This window comes from Streptomyces sp. P9-2B-2 (genome assembly GCF_030406865.1).
Taxonomy (GTDB): domain Bacteria; phylum Actinomycetota; class Actinomycetes; order Streptomycetales; family Streptomycetaceae; genus Streptomyces; species Streptomyces platensis.
Genome location: NZ_CP129126.1, coordinates 8,322,721 through 8,338,899, shown reverse-complemented (window position 1 = coordinate 8,338,899; position 16,179 = coordinate 8,322,721). Strand labels below are relative to the sequence as shown.

Here is a 16,179-nt window from a genome sequence, read left to right as displayed (position 1 = left end):
TCATGGGTGACCTCAACGGAAAGACCGCGCTGGTGACGGGATCCAGCCGGGGTATCGGCCGGAGCATCGCCCAGCGCCTCGCCCAGGACGGTGCCCTGGTCGCCGTCCACTACGGCAGCAATGACACCGCGGCCAAGGAGACGGCCGAGAGCATCACCACCGCGGGTGGGCGGGCCTTCCTCGTGGGCGCGGAGCTGGGGGTCCCCGGTGATGTGGAAGCCCTCTTCGCCGGCTTCGACGCCGAACTCGCCGCCTGCGGTGCGGAACCCGGCCTCGACATTCTCGTCAACAACGCGGCACTCAACTTCCCCGGGCGCATAGACCAGGTCACCCCCGAGGAGTTCGACCGCACCATCGCGGTCAACATCAAGGCCCCGTTCTTCATCGCCCAGCACGGTCTGCGCAGGATGCGGGACGGCGGACGCATCATCAACATCTCGTCGGCGGTGACGAGTACGGCACACCCGGCGCAGATCGCCTACAGCGTCTCCAAGGGCGGCGTGGACACCCTCACGCTCGCCCTCGCCAAGGACCTCGGCGCACGCGGGATCACGGTGAACACCCTGTCCCCCGGCTGGGTCGAGACCGATGTGACCGCGGCGCGGCGGGCGACGCCCGAGGGGCGGGCCGCACTGGCGGCCTATTCGGTGTTCAACCGGATCGGCAAGCCGCAGGACATCGCCGACGTCGCGGCCTTCCTCGCCTCCGACGAGTCCCGCTGGATCACCGGCCAGCGCATCGATGTCACCGGCGGCTCCATGCTCTGAGGCCGCCGGCCCCTGGGTCCGCGTGCGGCCGGGGCCGCTTCAGGCGTCGTGGAAGACCAGGCCCAGGGAGTGCCGCCGGCCGGAGCAAATGATGCTCACTCCGTGGCGCACGGGGCCGGCCGACCAGCCCCGGGCGGAGCGTACGGGGCGGTCACGGGTCGTGAAGATCAGTCCGTGGCCCGGTGGCAGGACGGTTCTGGTGCCGCGGGACTGGGCGCGCGGCCGCTGCTCGACGAGCAGGCGCCGTCCAGTCGGCGGCCGCGACACGCCGGGCGAGTGTGCCGGGGCGGGCGTGACGCTTGGTGGTCGTGGTGGTCATGGAGCGCTCCTGTGGGCGTGGGTCGGTGCGGCGCTCGGCGGTCGCGGGAGTACGGGGCGGCTCAGTGGACCTCCGGCCAAGCGCCCTCGAGGCCGAGGAGTTGCTGCTTGCGTGCGGGCCCGCCCGCGTAGCCCGACAGGGAACCGTTCGCGGCGATCACCCGGTGGCAGGGCCGGACGACGAGCAGCGGGTTCGCGCCGATCGCCGTGCCGATGGCGCGTACCGCACCGCGCGCCGCACCGATGTCGGCGGCGATCCTCCCGTACGTGGTGGTGGTGCCGTACGGGATGGCCTCCAGTGCCTGCCACACGCGCCGCTGGAAGTCGGTGCCCCGTGTGGGGGCGTAGGCGAGGGCGAAGCGGGTCAGCTCTCCGTCGAAGTAGGCGCGGAGCTGGTGGGCGATGCCGGTGAAGGCGGCGGGGGCGTATGTCCAGCCGTCCTGGACGGTCGCCCCGCCCTTCTGCCCGGGTACGGACAGCGATGCGAGCGCGGTGCCGCCCGGTGCGGTGGCCGATTCCTCGCCCACCAGCAGGAGTTCACCCAGCGGGCTGTCGAGGGTGGTGTAGAGCGTCATGGTCCGGTGCTTTCCGTGGTGGTGGGGCGGGGGCTCGCCGGCTCCGTGACCGGCGCGTTCCAGAAGTGGTGCATCGCGTACGAGCGCCAGGGGCGCCAGGCGTTCGCCCGCTCCCGCAGACCGGCCGTGGGGGCACCGGCCCGGCGCATGCCGGCAAGTACGGCCACATCGCCGGTCAGCAGGACATCGGGGTCCCCGAGGGCGCGCATCCGGATGTATGCGGCGGTCCACGGGCCGATGCCGCGCAGCCCGAGAAGCGCGCGTTCGGCCTCGTCCCGGTCGGCTCCGGCGTCCAGGACGACCGTGCCGTCGGCGAGGGCGGTGCTCAGGATGCGCAGGGTCGCGCGCCGGGACTCGGGCATCCCGAGTTCGGTGAGGGCGGCCTGCGCCAGGTCGCCGGGGCGGGGGAAGAGGTGGGTGAGCGCACCGGCCGGTTGGGGCAGCGGCTCTCCGTAGGCGGCGACCAGGGCGCCGCCCAGGGTGCGTCCGGCCGCGACCGAGACCTGCTGGCCGAGTACGGCACGGACGGCTAGCTCGTCCGGGGCAGGAGCGCCCGGGGAACGCAGACCGGGGTGCCGGTCCACCAGCCGCGCCAGGACGTCATCCGCGCGCAGCCGTTCGGCGACCGCGTACGGATCGGCGTCCAGGTCGAAGAGGCGGCGCACCCGCTGGCTCGCGGTGGTGAGGTCCCGCAGCTCGGACAGGTGCAGCCGGCAGTCCAGCCAGCCGTCGCCGGCCGCCTCGTCGACCTCGGCGATCCCTGCGCCGTGCGGCAGCCGCAGGGTCCGCCGGTAGGTGCGGGCGCCGGGCTCGCCGCTGACCTCCTCGATACCGGTGATCGCGCGCTGCTGGAGGTGGTCGAAGAGCTGCCGCGCCGCATACGGCCCGCGGAAGGCCAGCCGCAGCGGCAGCACCCCGGGCGTGCCGGGCGGTGCCACCGGGCCGAAGCGCGTTCCCTTACCGGGGCGGGCGGCACGCAGCTCGCTCGGGGTGAGCGCGTAGATCTCCTTGATGGTGTCGTTGAACTGCCGCACGCTGGCGAAGCCCGCCGCGAAGGCGATCTCGGCCGCCTGGAGTGCGGTGGTCTGGAGCAGCACCCGGGCGGTGTGGGCGCGCTGTGCCCGCGCCAGGGCCACCGGCCCGGCGCCCAGCTCGGCGTTCAGCTGCCGCTGGACCTGCCGGGCACTGTAGCCGAGCCGGGCCGCCAGCCCGGCGACGCCTTCCCGGTCGACCACACCCTCGCTGATCAGCCGCATCGCCCGTCCGACGACATCGGCGCGGGCGTTCCACTCCGCCGAGCCGGGCACCGCATCGGGGCGGCAGCGCCGACAGGCGCGGAATCCGGAGCCCTGGGCGGCCGCGGCGGTCGGGAAGAAGGCGACATTCAGGCGTCGGGGCGTGGTGGCGGGACAGCTCGGCCGGCAGTAGATCCCGGTCGTGGACACCGCGAAGAAGAAGGCACCGTCGAATCGGGCGTCCCTGCTGCGCACCGCCTCGTACCTGCTGTCCTCGTTCATCACAGTGTCCACTGTGCAGCAGGTCAGACGGCGGCGCTGGCGGAAATCGGACGGAGCGTTCGGAGGGTGTGGGGCTGCGCGGCGCACCCTGGGCGCCCGGACCGGACAGCAGGCAACGGCTCAACTCCCAAGAGATCAACCGGAGTTCAGAAGTTCCGCCGTATCCCACTCGTACTACGAGGCCACCGCCATCAGGATCACCAAGGCCGCCAGCAGCACGAAGGTCTCCCAGCGCATCGCCCTCCGCAGGACACTCAGGTCCGGAAAGCTCCCTGATCCGCCGCCACTGCGCGTCGCGTACCCGCTGTCGGAACCGTCGTCGCCGTTTCCGCTGTCGTCGCTCATGCCCTGCCCCCGCTCTCCTGCCGTTCCTGACCAGCCACGACGACCTTCCGATCGTCGGTCGTCAGCGTATCGCCCTGCCGTGCGGCACCGCGTGACGGCTACGGGGACGGAGACGAGGGCCGGGGCGAGTCCGGCAAGCGGGCCTTCAGGCCGGTGGCATCGGCCAGTCGTCCAGCGAGCCACCGCGCCATTCGACGAGGCGCGGGTCGTCCAGCGCGATACTCCCGGCCGGGCCGGTGACGCCCGCGCGGCGGAGGAACTCGGCAACATCGCCGCGGCCATGGGCCAGGCCGACGATCTGCCCACGCACGGTCACCCGTCGGCCACCGGACGGCGTCGGCGGGTGCACGATGACAGGCGGATGCTCGGTCATGCATCCAGCCTGCGCCGGGGTCCGTGCTCGCGCATTTCGGCAGCCGCCGTGCGCGTCAACGGCCCTTGGAGGGTGACCGGTGATCTCGCCCGTGGGCCATGACCCATGGGCGACAATCGTGGCCATGACCTTGGATGATCTTGTGATTCCCGATACCCGCGCCTGTCGTGCCGCGCTGGAGGTGGCGAGCGCCTACTGCTCCCCCGCGCTGCTGAACCACTCCGTGCGGGCGTATCTCTGGGCGGCCGCCTACGCCTCGGCCCAGGACATTGCCTTCGATCCGGAGCTTCTCTATGTGTCGGCCATGTTCCACGACCTCGGGCTGGTGAAGGAGTTCGACAGCCACACCGTGCCCTTCGACGAGGCGGGTGGCCATGTGGCGTGGGTGTTCGCGGCGGGCGCCGGGTGGCCGGTGGAGCGGCGGGTGCGGGCGTCCGAGGTGGTCGTCCGGCACATGTGGGACGAGGTGAACGTGGCCATGGATCCGGAGGCCCATCTGCTGGTGTACTCCACCTCGTTGGACATCTCCGGGCGGCGTCCCGACACGCTGTCGGCGGACCTCCGTACCGAGGTGCTGGCGCGCTACCCGCGGCTCGGGCTCGGCGAGGAGTTCCTGGCGTGCTTCCGGGACCAGGCCGCGCGCAAGCCGGACAGTTCCGCCGCCGCCGCGGTCCGCCAGGGCATCGCCGCGCGGATCGCCGCCAATCCGCTGGATGCGTACGGGGCGTAGCGGACGCCCCCTGCGGCCCGCGGGCCATGGCCGTCGCCCGCGGCACGAGGAAGCCCCGGCCAGACGGGGGGATGCTGGCCGGGGCGGCTCGGGAGGGGTGCCGCAGCACCCACACCCAATTGAACGGTGAACAACAGCTGCGCGTTCCAGGCCGGCGGGGTGATGACCGTCACCCCGCTCGCGCACGGCACGCCCCCCCCGCCCGCCCGGAGACGCTCGCCCGGCCCTGCTCAGCCTTCGGTGGTGTGTCCGGAGAGGCGTTCGACGCCGCGCAGGAGGGCGGAGTGGTCGAGGCCGCCGTCGCCCTGGGCGCGGAGGGAGGCGACGAGTTGGGCGACGACGCTGCCGACGGGGAGGGCGGCGCCGACGGTGCGGGCGGCGTCGGTGACGATGCCCATGTCCTTGTGGTGGAGGTCGATGCGGAAGCCGGGGCGGAAGTCGCGGGTGGTGAAGTTGTCCTTCCTGCGGGCCAGGACGGTGGAGCCGGCCAGTCCGCCGCCCAGCACGTCGAGGGCGGCGCTCAGGTCGACGCCGGACTTCTCCAGGAAGACGACGGCTTCGGCGCAGGCCTGGATGTTGACGGCGACGATGAGCTGGTTGGCGGCCTTGACGGTCTGCCCGGAGCCGTGCGGGCCGCAGCGCACGATGGTCTTGCCGAGGGCTTCCAGGAGGGGGCGGGCGGCGTCGAAGTCGCTCTGGTCGCCGCCGACCATGATGGACAGGACCGCTTCGATGGCGCCGGCTTCGCCGCCGGAGACGGGGGCGTCCAGGACCCGGATGCCCTGGTCGGCGGCGGCGTGGGCGAGGTCGATGGAGGTCTGCGGGGTGATCGAGGACATGTCGATCAGCAGGGCCCCGCGCCGGGCGTGGGCCAGGATGCCTTCGGGCCCGTAGGCGATGGCCTCGACCTGCGGGGAGGCGGGGACCATGGTGATGATGACGTCGGCGTCGGCGACCGCCTCGGCGATCGAGCCGGCCACGCTGCCGCCGTTCTTGGCCAGCCGCTCCAGCTTGTCGGCCTCCAGGGTGTAGCCGGTCACCGGGTAACCGGCCTTGATCAGGTTCTCGGCCATGGGCGAGCCCATGATGCCCAGACCGATCCACGCGACCTTGGGGAGATTGCTCATGCGGTGCCTCTTTCACATCACGGAAGGGGAGGACGGCGGCGGAGGGGTGCCGTCCGGGGTTTTACGGGAGGGGCGGTGACGCCGGGCGCGGGGGTGCGCACCGCGCCCGGCACACCGTCCGGATCGGGTCCGGTGCCGGTCCGGCGTCAGACCTTGAGCGGCTTGATCGCGGTGGGTGCGTGACCGGGCTCGGTCGCGACGTCCTCCCACTCGTTGACGCTGGCGATGTCGGAACCGCTCATCGAGATATTGGTGATCCGTTCGAGGATGGCCTCGACGACGACCGGGACGCGGTGCTCGGCGGCCAGCTTCTTGGCCTCCTCGAAGGCGGCGCCCAGCCGGCTCGGGTCGGTGACCCGGATGGCCTTGCAGCCCAGGCCCTCGGCGACCTTGACATGGTCCACGCCGTAGACGCCCAGCTCCGGCGCGTTGATGTTCTCGAACTCCAGGTTGACCTGGAAGTTGATGTCGAGGTTGCGCTGCGCCTGACGGATCAGGCCCAAGTAGGCGTTGTTCACCAGGACATGGATGTACGGGATCTTGTGCTGGGCGCCGACGGCCAGCTCTTCGAGCATGAACTGGAAGTCGTAGTCGCCGGAGAGCGCGACGACCGGGGTCTCCGGGTCGGCGGTGGCGACGCCGAGCGCGGCCGGGATGGTCCAGCCGAGCGGGCCGGCCTGGCCGCAGTTGATCCAGTGGCGCGGCTTGTAGACGTGCAGCATCTGCGCGCCGGCGATCTGGGAGAGGCCGATGGTGGTGACGTAACGGGTCTCCGGGCCGAAGGCCTGGTTCATCTCCTCGTAGACGCGCTGCGGCTTCATCGGGATGTTGTCGAAGTGCGTACGGCGCTGGAGCTGCGCCTTGCGCTCCTGGGTGGACGCGGCCCAGGCACTGCGGTCCGGCAGCTTGCCCGCGGCCTTGAGCTCCCTGGCCACCTCGACGAACAGCTCCAGCGCGGCCTTGGCGTCCGAGGCGATGCCGTAGTCCGGGGCGAAGATCTTGCCGATCTGGGTGGGCTCGATGTCGACATGGACGAAGGTGCGGCCCTGGGTGTAGACGTCCAGCTTGCCGGTGTGGCGGTTGGCCCAGCGGTTGCCGATGCCGAGGACGAAGTCGGACTCCAGGAAGTTCGCGTTGCCGTAGCGGTGCGAGGTCTGGAGGCCGACCATGCCGGCGTTCAGCTCATGATCGTCGGCGAGGATGCCCCAGCCCATCAGGGTGGGCACGACCGGGATACCGGTCAGCTCGGCGAACTCCACCAGCAGCCCGGACGCGTCGGCGTTGATGATGCCGCCACCGGCGACGATCAGCGGGCGCCGGGACGCGTTGAGGAGCGTGACGGCCTTCTCGATCTGGGCGCGGGTCGCGGCCGGCTTGAAGGCGGGCAGCGGCTCATAGGTCTCGGGGTCGAACTCGATCTCGGTCAGCTGGACATCGATCGGCAGGTCGATGAGGACCGGGCCGGGGCGGCCGGAGCGCATCAGGTGGAAGGCCTGCTGGAAGACGCCGGGGACCTGGGCGGCCTCCATCACGGTGGTGGCGGCCTTGGTGACCGGCTTGGCGATCGAGGCGATGTCGACGGCCTGGAAGTCCTCCTTGAGGATCACCGCGGTGGGGGCCTGGCCGGTGATGCACAGGATCGGGATCGAGTCACCGATCGCGGAGTAGAGACCGGTGATCATGTCGGTGCCGGCCGGCCCTGAGGTCCCGATGCAGACGCCGATGTTGCCCGGGTGGGTCCGGGTGTAGCCCTCGGCCATGTGCGAGGCGCCCTCGACATGGCGCGCCAGCGTGTGATCGATCCCGCCCGCGCCCTTGAGCGCCGCGTAGAAGGGGTTGATCGCGGCACCCGGCACTCCGAAGGCGTGGGCCACGCCCTCCCGCTTGAGGATCTCCACCGCGGCGCGGGCGGCTGTCATTCGAGGCATCGAGTACTCCTGCGTCGACCTGTCACGGGCAAGCTCCAGCGAAGCGGCGGAGAGAGTTGATTCCGTATCGTGGAACTAATGTTTTGCTTTATGGAAGGAAAGTAGAGCGCGGCGTTCCCGTCGTCAAGGGGATGAGGGGCACCTCGCGCCGGACGCCCCGCCGGACGGGCGCAGGTCACCCCTGCCGCCGGAGCACCTCCCGCACGACGAAAAGCCGCCCACCGGGCCCTTGCCCGATGCGCGGCTTCGCGCCGGATGCAGACACAAGGAGGGCCCCACCCGGCGGCCGGGTGGGGCCCTCCTTCTGCGACGGCGACCCGCGCCGGGGCCGCTCGCACTCCACTCGTCAGCTCGCAGGCTGCTCCCACGGCCACCGGGCGTCCCGGCCGTCCTCCAGCAGCGGGATCATGCGGAACGCCTGGTCCGTGAGGCCACCGAAGGTGTGCCGGTGCCGGCTGCCGGACGGCGCGTGCCCGGCCTCATATCCGGCGAGGTTCCAGGTGTACATCGGCACGGTGGCAGGTATGGACTCGGTGACCTCCTGGGCGTCGTGTCCCGCCTGCTCGTCGGTGACGATGACGACCCGGTCGTGGCCGCGGAAGGTCTCGCGGAGGGCGGCGGCCGTGTCGGTGCCGCCGCCGAGGAACCAGCCGCCGTCCTTCCAGCGGCCGACCGCGCGCAGCAGTGACTCAGCACGCTGCGGCGGAAAGACCTTCGTGGCCGCGCAGGGAGCGTCACCCCAGTGCCGGCGGCCGGACGAGAACGAGAAGACGTCCGCGCTCTCGCAGCGCTGCCCCAGCGCAACCCCGAACAGTGCCGCCGCGTCCCACCGCATGAGGGTGCCGTCGCGGGAGAACCCGGCCTGCATCGAGCTGGACGTGTCGACCATCACCAGCGTCCGGCCGCGCAGCCGCGGGATGTTCGCCAGCGATATCGTCAGCGCCTTCTCCAGGGCGTGGCCCCAGCGCAGCGAAGGCGCAGCCCGGTACGCCGAGTAGAAGCGCATCGGCAACTGCCGGGAGCGAGCGACCTGATCCGGGTCGGCGAGCTTCCGCGCCACCATCTCGGCGACCTCGTCGGAGACACCGGCCTGGTCGAAGTTCCGCAGGTTGCGCAGCAGAGCCATATAGCCCATGGACGGGATGACCGCCTCCCACGCTGCGGCGTCCATCGGCCCCTGGAGCCACCCGGCCAGCGCCTCCCATGTCATCCCGGCGTGCTGGAGGAATGCGGCGGCGTCCGGGCGGGCGAGCAGGGCACGGCGCTTCTCGACGGTCCAGTCGCCGATCGCGGCGCGGGTGTGCAGCAGTTGCAGGGACTCGGGGATCGGCTTGTCGCGGTGGTGGCGACGGTCGATGGCGTGCTCGAACAGATCGCCCTGCCACCCGGCGGTGGGAGCGGGGTGGGTGAGTTCGATGACGTCACCGAAGCGGAAGCCCTTCGCCTCGGTGTCGTACTTGAGCAGGGACTTCTCGTTGTACAGCGCGCCGACGGCGTCCTCGATGCCGCGCTTGACGGGCTTGGGGATGCGTCGGCCGTAGCGCGATGTCCAATAGGCGAGGAGTTCACCCGGCTCGTCAGCGCGCTGGAGGACGGCGGCGATCGTCTTGCGGTTGAACCCCGCCCCTTCGTCCACCACGGATGCGCCGGCCGGGCCGCCGGAGCCGCGGGCCGCTTCGAGGCGGGCCTTGACGTACTCGGCCGCGCCCACGATCGCCGCGGTGCGCATGTTGCCGGGACCGCGCAGCCAGCCGAGCATCCCCGCGGTCCATACCGGATCCTCGACGGCGAGCTGCCGGACGAGCTGGGTGTAGCGGTCGTCGCGCTGCCCGCCGGTCTCGTAGAAGCTGTCGGTGCCGACGAAGTTGGCGACCGCGAGCAGGAACAGCTCCGACTTGGGATCGCGCAGATAGCCGGAGCCGCCTTGGTGGGTGCGGGCCCGACGGCCGGTGGTGGTCACCGGCGAACCGGCGGCGGGCGGCGCGGCACGGTGGTTGAAGCGGGACAAAGGAAAACCCCTCACAGGGAGGGGAAGCTCAGCAGCGGGGTGCCCGAGATCAGAGTCGGCTGAGGAAACAAGGTGCTCTGCCAACTGAGCTACGCCGACCCGTAGTCGGCGACGGGACTCGAACCCGCGACCACCCCATTAACAGTGGAAGTACCCCCTGCCTGCGCACCGGGCACCCCGATGCCGCGCCTCCCGAGATCAAGGACGGCCTACGGCGGGACTTGTGGAAGAAGTAGCCGTGGGCCTGCGCACCGGGAGGTGCCTGACGTTGTGCGTGCACTCTAACGCGCCCCACTGACAAAGCTCATGGGATTTTCGCGCCCCCTCACGACGCGCCACCCCGCCGCCTGCCGAAGCAGGGGCGGGGCGCCTCTGCGCGCCTGCCTGCGAGTTGCCCTAGCGGATCGGCATCCCGGACAGCGTCCGGGCGATCACCAGGCGCTGGATCTCACTGGTGCCTTCGAAGATGGTGTAAATAGCGGCGTCGCGGTGCATCCGCTCGACCGGGTATTCGCGGGTGAAGCCGTTGCCGCCGAGGATCTGTACGGCCTGGGCGGTGACCTTCTTGGCGACCTCGCTGGCGAAGAGCTTGGACATGGAGCCCTCGGCGGAAGTGAACGGCTTGCCGGTCACCGCCATCCAGGAGGCGCGCCAGACCAGCAGGCGGGCGGCGTCGATCTGGGTGCGCATATCGGCGAGTTGGAAGGCCACGCCCTGGTTGTCGATGATGGGGCGGCCGAACTGGGAGCGGGTCCGGGCGTACTCCAGTGCCTCCTCGTAGGCCGCCCGCGCGGTGCCGACCGCCATCGCGCCGACGGCGGGCCGGGACGCCTCGAAGGTGGCCATAGCGGCGTTCTTCACCCTCCCCCGCTCTCGGCTTCGCTCGAGCGGGGGGACCCCCATGCCGTCCTTCTTGGCGTTCTCACGGGCCCGGGCAAGGCGCTCGTCGAGCTTCTCCTTGCCGCCGAGCAGGCAGTGGCCGGGGACCCGGACGTTCTCCAGGACGACCTCGGCGGTGTGCGAGGCGCGGATGCCGTGCTTCTTGAACTTCTGCCCCTGGGAGAGGCCAGGGGTGTTCGGGGGGACGATGAAGGAGGCATGGCCCTTGGAGCCGGCCTCCGGGTCGACGACCGCGACGACGACATGGACGTTGGCGATCCCGCCGTTGGTGGCCCAGGTCTTGGTGCCGTTGAGCACCCACTCGTCCTTGGCCTCGTCGTAGACCGCGCGGGTGCGCATCGCGGCCACGTCCGAGCCGGCGTCCGGTTCCGACGAGCAGAAGGCGGCGACCTTGACGTCATCGACATCGCCGTACATCTGCGGGACCCAGGTGCCGATCTGCTCCTCCGTGCCGTTCGCGAGCACGCCGACGGCGGCCAGGCCGGTGCCCACGATCGACAGGCCGATTCCGGCGTCGCCCCAGAACAGCTCCTCCATGGCCATCGGGATGCCGAGGCCCGTCGGGTCGAAGAACTGCTGGGCGTAGAAGTCGAGGGAGTACAGACCGATCTTGGCGGCCTCCTGGATCACGGGCCAGGGGGTCTCCTCGCGCTCGTCCCACTCGGCGGCGGCGGGGCGCATGACGTCCGCGGCGAAGCCGTGAATCCAGTCACGGACTTCCTTCTGCTCGTCATTGAGCTCCATGGTGAACTCGGCCATGTCCCCTCCAGCTGCTGCGGTATTGCGGTGTTACTAGCGGTAACACGCAGTGTGTTACTCGCCAGTAAAGGCTGTCAACTCCCCTGGGGACGAAATCGCCGTGGAGATCGGGTGTTACGTTGCGCCAGCGCCACGGATTCACAAGGGTGGGGAGCACGACCATGGAAAGCACAGAGCACATCGGCCGCCGGCAGACGGCGACCGAGCGCCGACGGCGGGAGCTGCTGGAAGCCGCCGAGCGCATTGTGCTGCGCGACGGCCCGGACGCCTCGATGAACGCCATCGCCGCCGAGGCAGGAATCACCAAACCGATCCTCTACCGGCACTTCGGCGACAAGGGCGGGCTCTACCGCGCGCTCGCCGTACGGCACACCGACGCCCTGCTCGCCAATCTGGCGACCGCGCTGGACGCCCCCGTCCTGCGCCGGGACCGGGTCGAGGCCACCCTCGACGCCTACCTGCTCGCGATCGAGGCCCGGCCACAGGTGTACCGCTTCCTGATGCACCCGTCGGACGAGGACAACGCCTCCGAGTCCGGCTTCGACGTCGGACGGCACTCCGCCCCCCTGCTGCGCCGGCTCGGTGAGGAACTGGCCAAGGTGATCACCGACCGGCTCGACCTGGGGCCGGGCGGCGAGCTGACCGCGCGCGTCTGGGGCCATGGCATCGTCGGCATGATGCAACACGCCGGTGACTGGTGGCTGCGCGAACGCCCGTGCTCGCGCGAGCAGTTGGTCAAGCAGCTGGCCGATCTGCTCTGGGGGCAGCTGGCCGCGGTCGACGACCGCGCGGACGGCCCCGGCTTCTAGGAGCCGGTCCGTGCAGGGAGGCGCCGGTCGCTCAGCGGCCGGGCGCCTCCTCCGTCGCGGCCCACGGAGCCTTCGCCGCCGCCCGGAGCGCCCGCCGGCGGCGCAGCCCGGTCAGGTGGTCGATGTAGAGACCGCCGTCGAGATGGTCACACTCGTGCTGGAGACAGCGCGCGAAGAAGCCGGTGCCGGTCACCGTGGCGGTCTCGCCGGTGACGCTCACCCCGGTCACCACGGCATGGTCGTGGCGCGGGGTGCCGGCTTCGATGCCGGGGAGCGAGAGACAGCCCTCGGGTCCGCGGATGACCGGACCGTCGGCCTCGACGAGCCGGGGGTTGACGAGATGCCCCAGATGGCGGCGGTCCTCGTCGTCGGGGCAGTCATAGACGAAGACCCGCAGCGGGACGCCGATCTGGTTGGCGGCGAGGCCCACTCCCTGCGCGGCGTACATCGTCGCGTACATGTCCTCGACCAGCCGGGCCAGCTCGTCGTCGAAGACGGTGACCTCCTGGCAGGGCTCGGTCAGGGCCGGATCGCCCAGCAATCGCAGCGGGCGGACATGGCCGGAACTGCCGGGAATGGTGCGGGGACGCATGGGGACAAGCGTACGGTCCTGCACACAGCGGATGTCGCCGCACGGGTGGCGGGGTTCGGGGCTGCGGCCGGATCTCGATAGGCTGATCCCCGACCGAAGCCCCGGCCGGTCATCGGCTGCGGAGGAGCGTTCCACGGCAGCCCCACGGCAGGCGGGCGCCGGATGCAAGGAGGATCAAAGACGATGGCAGGCAACACGGAGCCGCTGTCGCCGCGGGCCAAGCTGGCCGTGACGGCAGGCAAGGCCGCGGCGGCGGTATCGCGCGCGGCGGGCCGCGGCAGCGGATCGGTGATCGGTGGCCGGGTGGCACTGAAGCTCGACCCCGACCTGCTGGCGCGGCTGGCCCGGCACCTGGACGTCATCCTGGTGTCGGCGACCAACGGCAAGACGACCACGACGCGGCTGATCGCGGAGGCGCTGCGGGCCAGCGGCCCGGTGGTCTCCAACGCGCTCGGCGCCAACATGCCGGCCGGTATCACGTCCGCGCTGGCCGGTGGATCGGACGCCCGCTACGGCGTCATCGAGGTGGACGAGAAGTACCTCGCCGGTGTCGCACGCGATACGACGCCGAAGGCCATAGCGCTGCTGAACCTCTCCCGCGACCAGCTCGACCGCGCCGCGGAGACCCGGATGCTGGCCGAGCACTGGCGGGAGGGGCTGTCCGGCTCCAAGGCGCTGATCATCGCCAACGCGGACGACCCGCTGATCGTGTGGGCGGCCTCGTCGTCCTCGAACGTGGTGTGGGTCGCGGCCGGGCAGGAGTGGAAGGACGACGCCTGGTCCTGCCCCTCGTGCGGTGGTGTGATGCAGCGGCCGGGCGAGGACTGGTTCTGCGGCGAGTGCGGCTTCCGCCGTCCGACGCCCAGCTGGGCGCTGTCCGGCGATCATGTGCTCGACCCGCACGGCAGCGCGTGGCCGATCAAGCTCCAGCTGCCGGGGCGCGCCAACAAGGCGAACGCCACCACGTCCGCCGCGGTCGCCGCCGCCTTCGGCGTGCCGCCGCAGGTGGCCCTTGAGCGGATGTTCTCGGTGCAGGCGGTGGCCGGGCGCTACGACGTGGTCACGTTCATGGAGCGGGAGCTGCGGCTGCTGCTGGCGAAGAACCCGGCCGGCTGGCTGGAGACGTTCTCGCTGATCGACCCGCCGCCGACCCCGGTGATCATGTCGGTGAACGCACGCGGCGCGGACGGCACCGACACCTCCTGGCTGTGGGACGTCGACTACACCCGGCTGGCCGGCCACCCGATCTTCGTGCTCGGCGACCGCAAGCTGGACCTGGCGGTGCGGCTGGAGGTCGCGGGCCTCGACTTCAAGGTCTGCGAGAGCCTGGACGAGGCGGTGCAGCTGGCACCGCCCGGCCGGATCGAGGTCATCGCCAACTACACGGCCTTCCAGGACCTGCGCCGACGGGTGGGCAACTGACGATGCGCGGACAAGGACGAGCAAGCATGAGTGACAACTGCCTGCGTCTGGTGTGGATCTACCCGGACCTGCTGAGCACGTACGGCGACCAGGGGAACGCCCTGGTGGTGGAGCGGCGGGCGCGCCAGCGCGGTCTGGACGTCCAGCGGCTGGACGTACGGTCCGACCAGCAGATCCCCACCTCCGGCGACATCTACCTGATCGGTGGCGGCGAGGACCGGCCGCAGCGGCTGGCCTCCGAGCGGCTGATCCGCGACGGCGGGCTGAGCCGTGCGGTCGCCAACGGCGCGATCGTGTTCTCGGTGTGTGCCGGCTACCAGATCCTGGGCCATGAGTTCATCAATGACCTCGGGGAGCGGCAGCAGGGTCTGGGGCTGCTGGACGTGGTGAGCACCCGCGGCGAGGCCGAGCGCTGTGTCGGTGACGTACTCGCCGATATCGACCCGCAGTTGGGGCTGCCGCCGCTGACCGGCTTCGAGAACCACCAGGGCGTGACGCATCTGGGCAAGACCGCCCGGCCGTTCGCCAAGGTGCGCTTCGGCAAGGGCAACGGGGTCGGCGACGGCTACGAGGGCGCGTGGAACGACACCGTCTTCGGGACGTACATGCACGGCCCGGTGATGGCGCGTAATCCGCATATCGCCGACCTGCTGATCAAGCTGGCGCTGGACGTCAACGCGCTTCCCCCGGTGGACGACACCTGGTACGAGGCGCTGCGCCAGGAGCGGATCGCCGCGGCGACCACGCCCGCCTGAGCGCCATCGCGCCCATTCGTACGCCCGCAGTCTTGCACTGCGGGCGTACGTGTTCCCGGGGGTCTCGCGCTTGTAGGGTGAGCGGATTCCCACCGGACGACGGGGTCCGGGCCCCCGGTTGAGTTGCAGAGGTTTTTCAAGCAATGCGTATTGGTGTCCTCACCTCCGGCGGCGACTGCCCCGGCCTGAACGCCGTCATCCGGTCCGTCGTCCACCGCGCCACCGCTGATCACGGCGATGAGGTAATCGGCTTCCGTGACGGCTGGAAGGGCCTGCTGGAGTGCGATTACCGCAAGCTCGACCTCGATGCCGTCGGCGGCATCCTGGCGCGCGGCGGCACCATCCTCGGGTCGTCCCGGGTGCAGCCCGCGCATCTGCGGGACGGCGTCGAGCGGGCCCGCGGCCATGTCGCCGAGCTGGGCCTGGACGCGATCATCCCGATCGGCGGCGAGGGCACGCTGAAGGCGGCGCGACTGCTGTCGGACGCCGGGCTGCCGATCGTGGGCGTACCGAAGACCATCGACAACGACATCGCGGTCACGGATGTGACGTTCGGCTTCGATACCGCGGTGGGTGTCGCCACCGAGGCGCTGGACCGGCTCAAGACCACCGCCGAGTCCCACCAGCGCGTGATGATCGTCGAGGTGATGGGGCGGCACACCGGCTGGATCGCGCTGCACTCCGGCATGGCGGCCGGTGCGCACGCGATCGTCGTGCCCGAGCGGCCCTTCGACATCGAGGAGCTGACCGCACGGGTCTCCGAGCGGTTCGAGGCCGGCAAGAAGTTCGCGATCGTGGTCGTCGCCGAGGGCGCCAAGCCGCGCGAGGGCACCATGTCCTTCGACATCGGCGGCAAGGACATGTACGGCCATGAGCGGTTCGCCGGGGTCGCCCGACAGCTGTCCGTGGAGCTGGAGGACCGGCTCGGCAAGGAGGCGCGTCCGGTGATCCTCGGGCACGTCCAGCGCGGCGGCACCCCGACCGCGTACGACCGGGTGCTCGCCACCCGCTTCGGCTGGCACGCCGTCGAGGCCGCGCACCGCGGCGACTTCGGGATGATGACCGCGCTGCGCGGCACCGACATCACGCTGGTGCCGCTGGCCGAGGCCGTGGAGACGCTCAAGACGGTGCCCGTGGAGCGCTACGACGAGGCCGAGTGCGTGCTGTGACCTCGCTGCCCCCATCGCGATAGTTCCGCGCTGCACGAACCGCCCCCGCCCGATCACCAGGCCGGGGGCGGTTCTAGTCTTGTCG

At 71.0% G+C, this 16,179-nt stretch carries 15 protein-coding genes and 1 pseudogene; 6 read left to right on the top strand and 10 right to left on the bottom strand.

Annotated features, from left to right (window positions below):
* Positions 1 to 2: 2 nt before the first annotated feature.
* Complete coding sequence (locus QT196_RS36690; RefSeq protein WP_168482998.1) at positions 3 to 767, top strand: SDR family oxidoreductase; 765 nt, start codon at positions 3 to 5, stop codon at positions 765 to 767.
* Between the two features lie 39 nt (positions 768 to 806).
* Here the strand turns inward: QT196_RS36690 and QT196_RS36685 are convergent.
* From QT196_RS36685 to QT196_RS36665, 5 genes and pseudogenes are all read right to left on the bottom strand, one after another.
* Positions 807 to 1,007, bottom strand: a pseudogene (locus QT196_RS36685) (2OG-Fe(II) oxygenase); the annotation flags it as partial.
* Between the two features lie 140 nt (positions 1,008 to 1,147).
* Positions 1,148 to 1,660: a methylated-DNA--[protein]-cysteine S-methyltransferase gene (locus tag QT196_RS36680; protein ID WP_168482997.1), complete on the bottom strand. Its 513-nt coding sequence runs from the start codon at positions 1,658 to 1,660 to the stop codon at positions 1,148 to 1,150.
* Positions 1,657 to 3,177 carry an AlkA N-terminal domain-containing protein gene (locus tag QT196_RS36675; RefSeq protein WP_290356474.1) on the bottom strand — a complete coding sequence of 507 codons (1,521 nt, stop codon included), beginning with the start codon at positions 3,175 to 3,177 and terminating at the stop codon, positions 1,657 to 1,659. The genes QT196_RS36680 and QT196_RS36675 overlap by 4 nt, the downstream gene beginning before the upstream one ends.
* A gap of 174 nt (positions 3,178 to 3,351) precedes the next feature.
* Entirely contained in the window at positions 3,352 to 3,522 is a 171-nt protein-coding gene (locus QT196_RS36670) for a hypothetical protein (protein ID WP_168482996.1), read from the bottom strand.
* A gap of 145 nt (positions 3,523 to 3,667) precedes the next feature.
* Complete coding sequence (locus QT196_RS36665) at positions 3,668 to 3,895, bottom strand: hypothetical protein (RefSeq protein WP_042158238.1); 228 nt, start codon at positions 3,893 to 3,895, stop codon at positions 3,668 to 3,670.
* 124 nt (positions 3,896 to 4,019) lie between these two features.
* On the opposite strand from QT196_RS36665, the gene QT196_RS36660 reads away from it, so the two are divergent.
* Positions 4,020 to 4,625 carry an HD domain-containing protein gene (locus QT196_RS36660; RefSeq protein WP_290356473.1) on the top strand — a complete coding sequence of 202 codons (606 nt, stop codon included), beginning with the start codon at positions 4,020 to 4,022 and terminating at the stop codon, positions 4,623 to 4,625.
* 230 nt (positions 4,626 to 4,855) lie between these two features.
* On the opposite strand, the gene QT196_RS36655 is transcribed toward QT196_RS36660, so the two are convergent.
* The 4 genes from QT196_RS36655 to QT196_RS36640 all read right to left on the bottom strand — a co-directional run bounded on the left by QT196_RS36655 (position 4,856) and on the right by QT196_RS36640 (position 11,347).
* Complete coding sequence (locus QT196_RS36655) at positions 4,856 to 5,752, bottom strand: 2-hydroxy-3-oxopropionate reductase (protein WP_290356472.1); 897 nt, start codon at positions 5,750 to 5,752, stop codon at positions 4,856 to 4,858.
* A gap of 146 nt (positions 5,753 to 5,898) precedes the next feature.
* On the bottom strand, positions 5,899 to 7,680 hold the full coding sequence (gcl, locus tag QT196_RS36650) for a glyoxylate carboligase (protein ID WP_168482993.1): 1,782 nt from the start codon (positions 7,678 to 7,680) through the stop codon (positions 5,899 to 5,901).
* A 346-nt stretch (positions 7,681 to 8,026) separates the two neighbouring features.
* Complete coding sequence (locus tag QT196_RS36645; protein ID WP_168482992.1) at positions 8,027 to 9,688, bottom strand: TROVE domain-containing protein; 1,662 nt, start codon at positions 9,686 to 9,688, stop codon at positions 8,027 to 8,029.
* A gap of 396 nt (positions 9,689 to 10,084) precedes the next feature.
* On the bottom strand, positions 10,085 to 11,347 hold the full coding sequence (locus QT196_RS36640) for an acyl-CoA dehydrogenase family protein (RefSeq protein ID WP_290356471.1): 1,263 nt from the start codon (positions 11,345 to 11,347) through the stop codon (positions 10,085 to 10,087).
* 161 nt (positions 11,348 to 11,508) lie between these two features.
* Between QT196_RS36640 and QT196_RS36635 the strand changes: the two genes are divergently transcribed.
* The gene (locus QT196_RS36635; protein ID WP_085922103.1) at positions 11,509 to 12,156 is read left to right on the top strand and encodes a TetR family transcriptional regulator; all 648 of its coding nucleotides are present in this window, start codon (positions 11,509 to 11,511) and stop codon (positions 12,154 to 12,156) included.
* Positions 12,157 to 12,187: 31 nt separating this feature from the next.
* Here the strand turns inward: QT196_RS36635 and def are convergent, their stop codons facing one another.
* Positions 12,188 to 12,748 carry a peptide deformylase gene (gene def, locus QT196_RS36630; protein WP_168482990.1) on the bottom strand — a complete coding sequence of 187 codons (561 nt, stop codon included), beginning with the start codon at positions 12,746 to 12,748 and terminating at the stop codon, positions 12,188 to 12,190.
* Between the two features lie 183 nt (positions 12,749 to 12,931).
* Here def and QT196_RS36625 point away from each other — a divergent pair, with 183 nt between their 5' ends.
* The 3 genes from QT196_RS36625 to QT196_RS36615 all read left to right on the top strand — a co-directional run bounded on the left by QT196_RS36625 (position 12,932) and on the right by QT196_RS36615 (position 16,094).
* Positions 12,932 to 14,170 carry a MurT ligase domain-containing protein gene (locus tag QT196_RS36625; protein WP_085922105.1) on the top strand — a complete coding sequence of 413 codons (1,239 nt, stop codon included), beginning with the start codon at positions 12,932 to 12,934 and terminating at the stop codon, positions 14,168 to 14,170.
* Positions 14,171 to 14,196: 26 nt separating this feature from the next.
* Positions 14,197 to 14,925 carry a glutamine amidotransferase gene (locus QT196_RS36620; protein ID WP_168482989.1) on the top strand — a complete coding sequence of 243 codons (729 nt, stop codon included), beginning with the start codon at positions 14,197 to 14,199 and terminating at the stop codon, positions 14,923 to 14,925.
* 143 nt (positions 14,926 to 15,068) lie between these two features.
* Positions 15,069 to 16,094: a 6-phosphofructokinase gene (locus QT196_RS36615; protein WP_168482988.1), complete on the top strand. Its 1,026-nt coding sequence runs from the start codon at positions 15,069 to 15,071 to the stop codon at positions 16,092 to 16,094.
* The last annotated feature ends 85 nt before the right edge of the window (positions 16,095 to 16,179 follow it).

What these genes read in the sequence shown, in the direction of transcription:
- QT196_RS36680 (WP_168482997.1), bottom strand. Translation starts at nt 1,660, where the DNA reads ATGACGCTCTACACCACCCTCGACAGCCCGCTGGGTGAACTCCTGCTG.
- QT196_RS36615 (WP_168482988.1), top strand. Translation starts at nt 15,069, where the DNA reads ATGCGTATTGGTGTCCTCACCTCCGGCGGCGACTGCCCCGGCCTGAAC.
- QT196_RS36635 (WP_085922103.1), top strand. Translation starts at nt 11,509, where the DNA reads ATGGAAAGCACAGAGCACATCGGCCGCCGGCAGACGGCGACCGAGCGC.
- QT196_RS36625 (WP_085922105.1), top strand. Translation starts at nt 12,932, where the DNA reads ATGGCAGGCAACACGGAGCCGCTGTCGCCGCGGGCCAAGCTGGCCGTG.
- QT196_RS36655 (WP_290356472.1), bottom strand. Translation starts at nt 5,752, where the DNA reads ATGAGCAATCTCCCCAAGGTCGCGTGGATCGGTCTGGGCATCATGGGC.
- def (WP_168482990.1), bottom strand. Translation starts at nt 12,748, where the DNA reads ATGCGTCCCCGCACCATTCCCGGCAGTTCCGGCCATGTCCGCCCGCTG.
- QT196_RS36670 (WP_168482996.1), bottom strand. Translation starts at nt 3,522, where the DNA reads ATGAGCGACGACAGCGGAAACGGCGACGACGGTTCCGACAGCGGGTAC.
- QT196_RS36660 (WP_290356473.1), top strand. Translation starts at nt 4,020, where the DNA reads ATGACCTTGGATGATCTTGTGATTCCCGATACCCGCGCCTGTCGTGCC.
- QT196_RS36665 (WP_042158238.1), bottom strand. Translation starts at nt 3,895, where the DNA reads ATGACCGAGCATCCGCCTGTCATCGTGCACCCGCCGACGCCGTCCGGT.
- QT196_RS36640 (WP_290356471.1), bottom strand. Translation starts at nt 11,347, where the DNA reads ATGGCCGAGTTCACCATGGAGCTCAATGACGAGCAGAAGGAAGTCCGT.
- gcl (WP_168482993.1), bottom strand. Translation starts at nt 7,680, where the DNA reads ATGCCTCGAATGACAGCCGCCCGCGCCGCGGTGGAGATCCTCAAGCGG.
- QT196_RS36620 (WP_168482989.1), top strand. Translation starts at nt 14,197, where the DNA reads ATGAGTGACAACTGCCTGCGTCTGGTGTGGATCTACCCGGACCTGCTG.
- QT196_RS36690 (WP_168482998.1), top strand. Translation starts at nt 3, where the DNA reads ATGGGTGACCTCAACGGAAAGACCGCGCTGGTGACGGGATCCAGCCGG.
- QT196_RS36675 (WP_290356474.1), bottom strand. Translation starts at nt 3,177, where the DNA reads ATGAACGAGGACAGCAGGTACGAGGCGGTGCGCAGCAGGGACGCCCGA.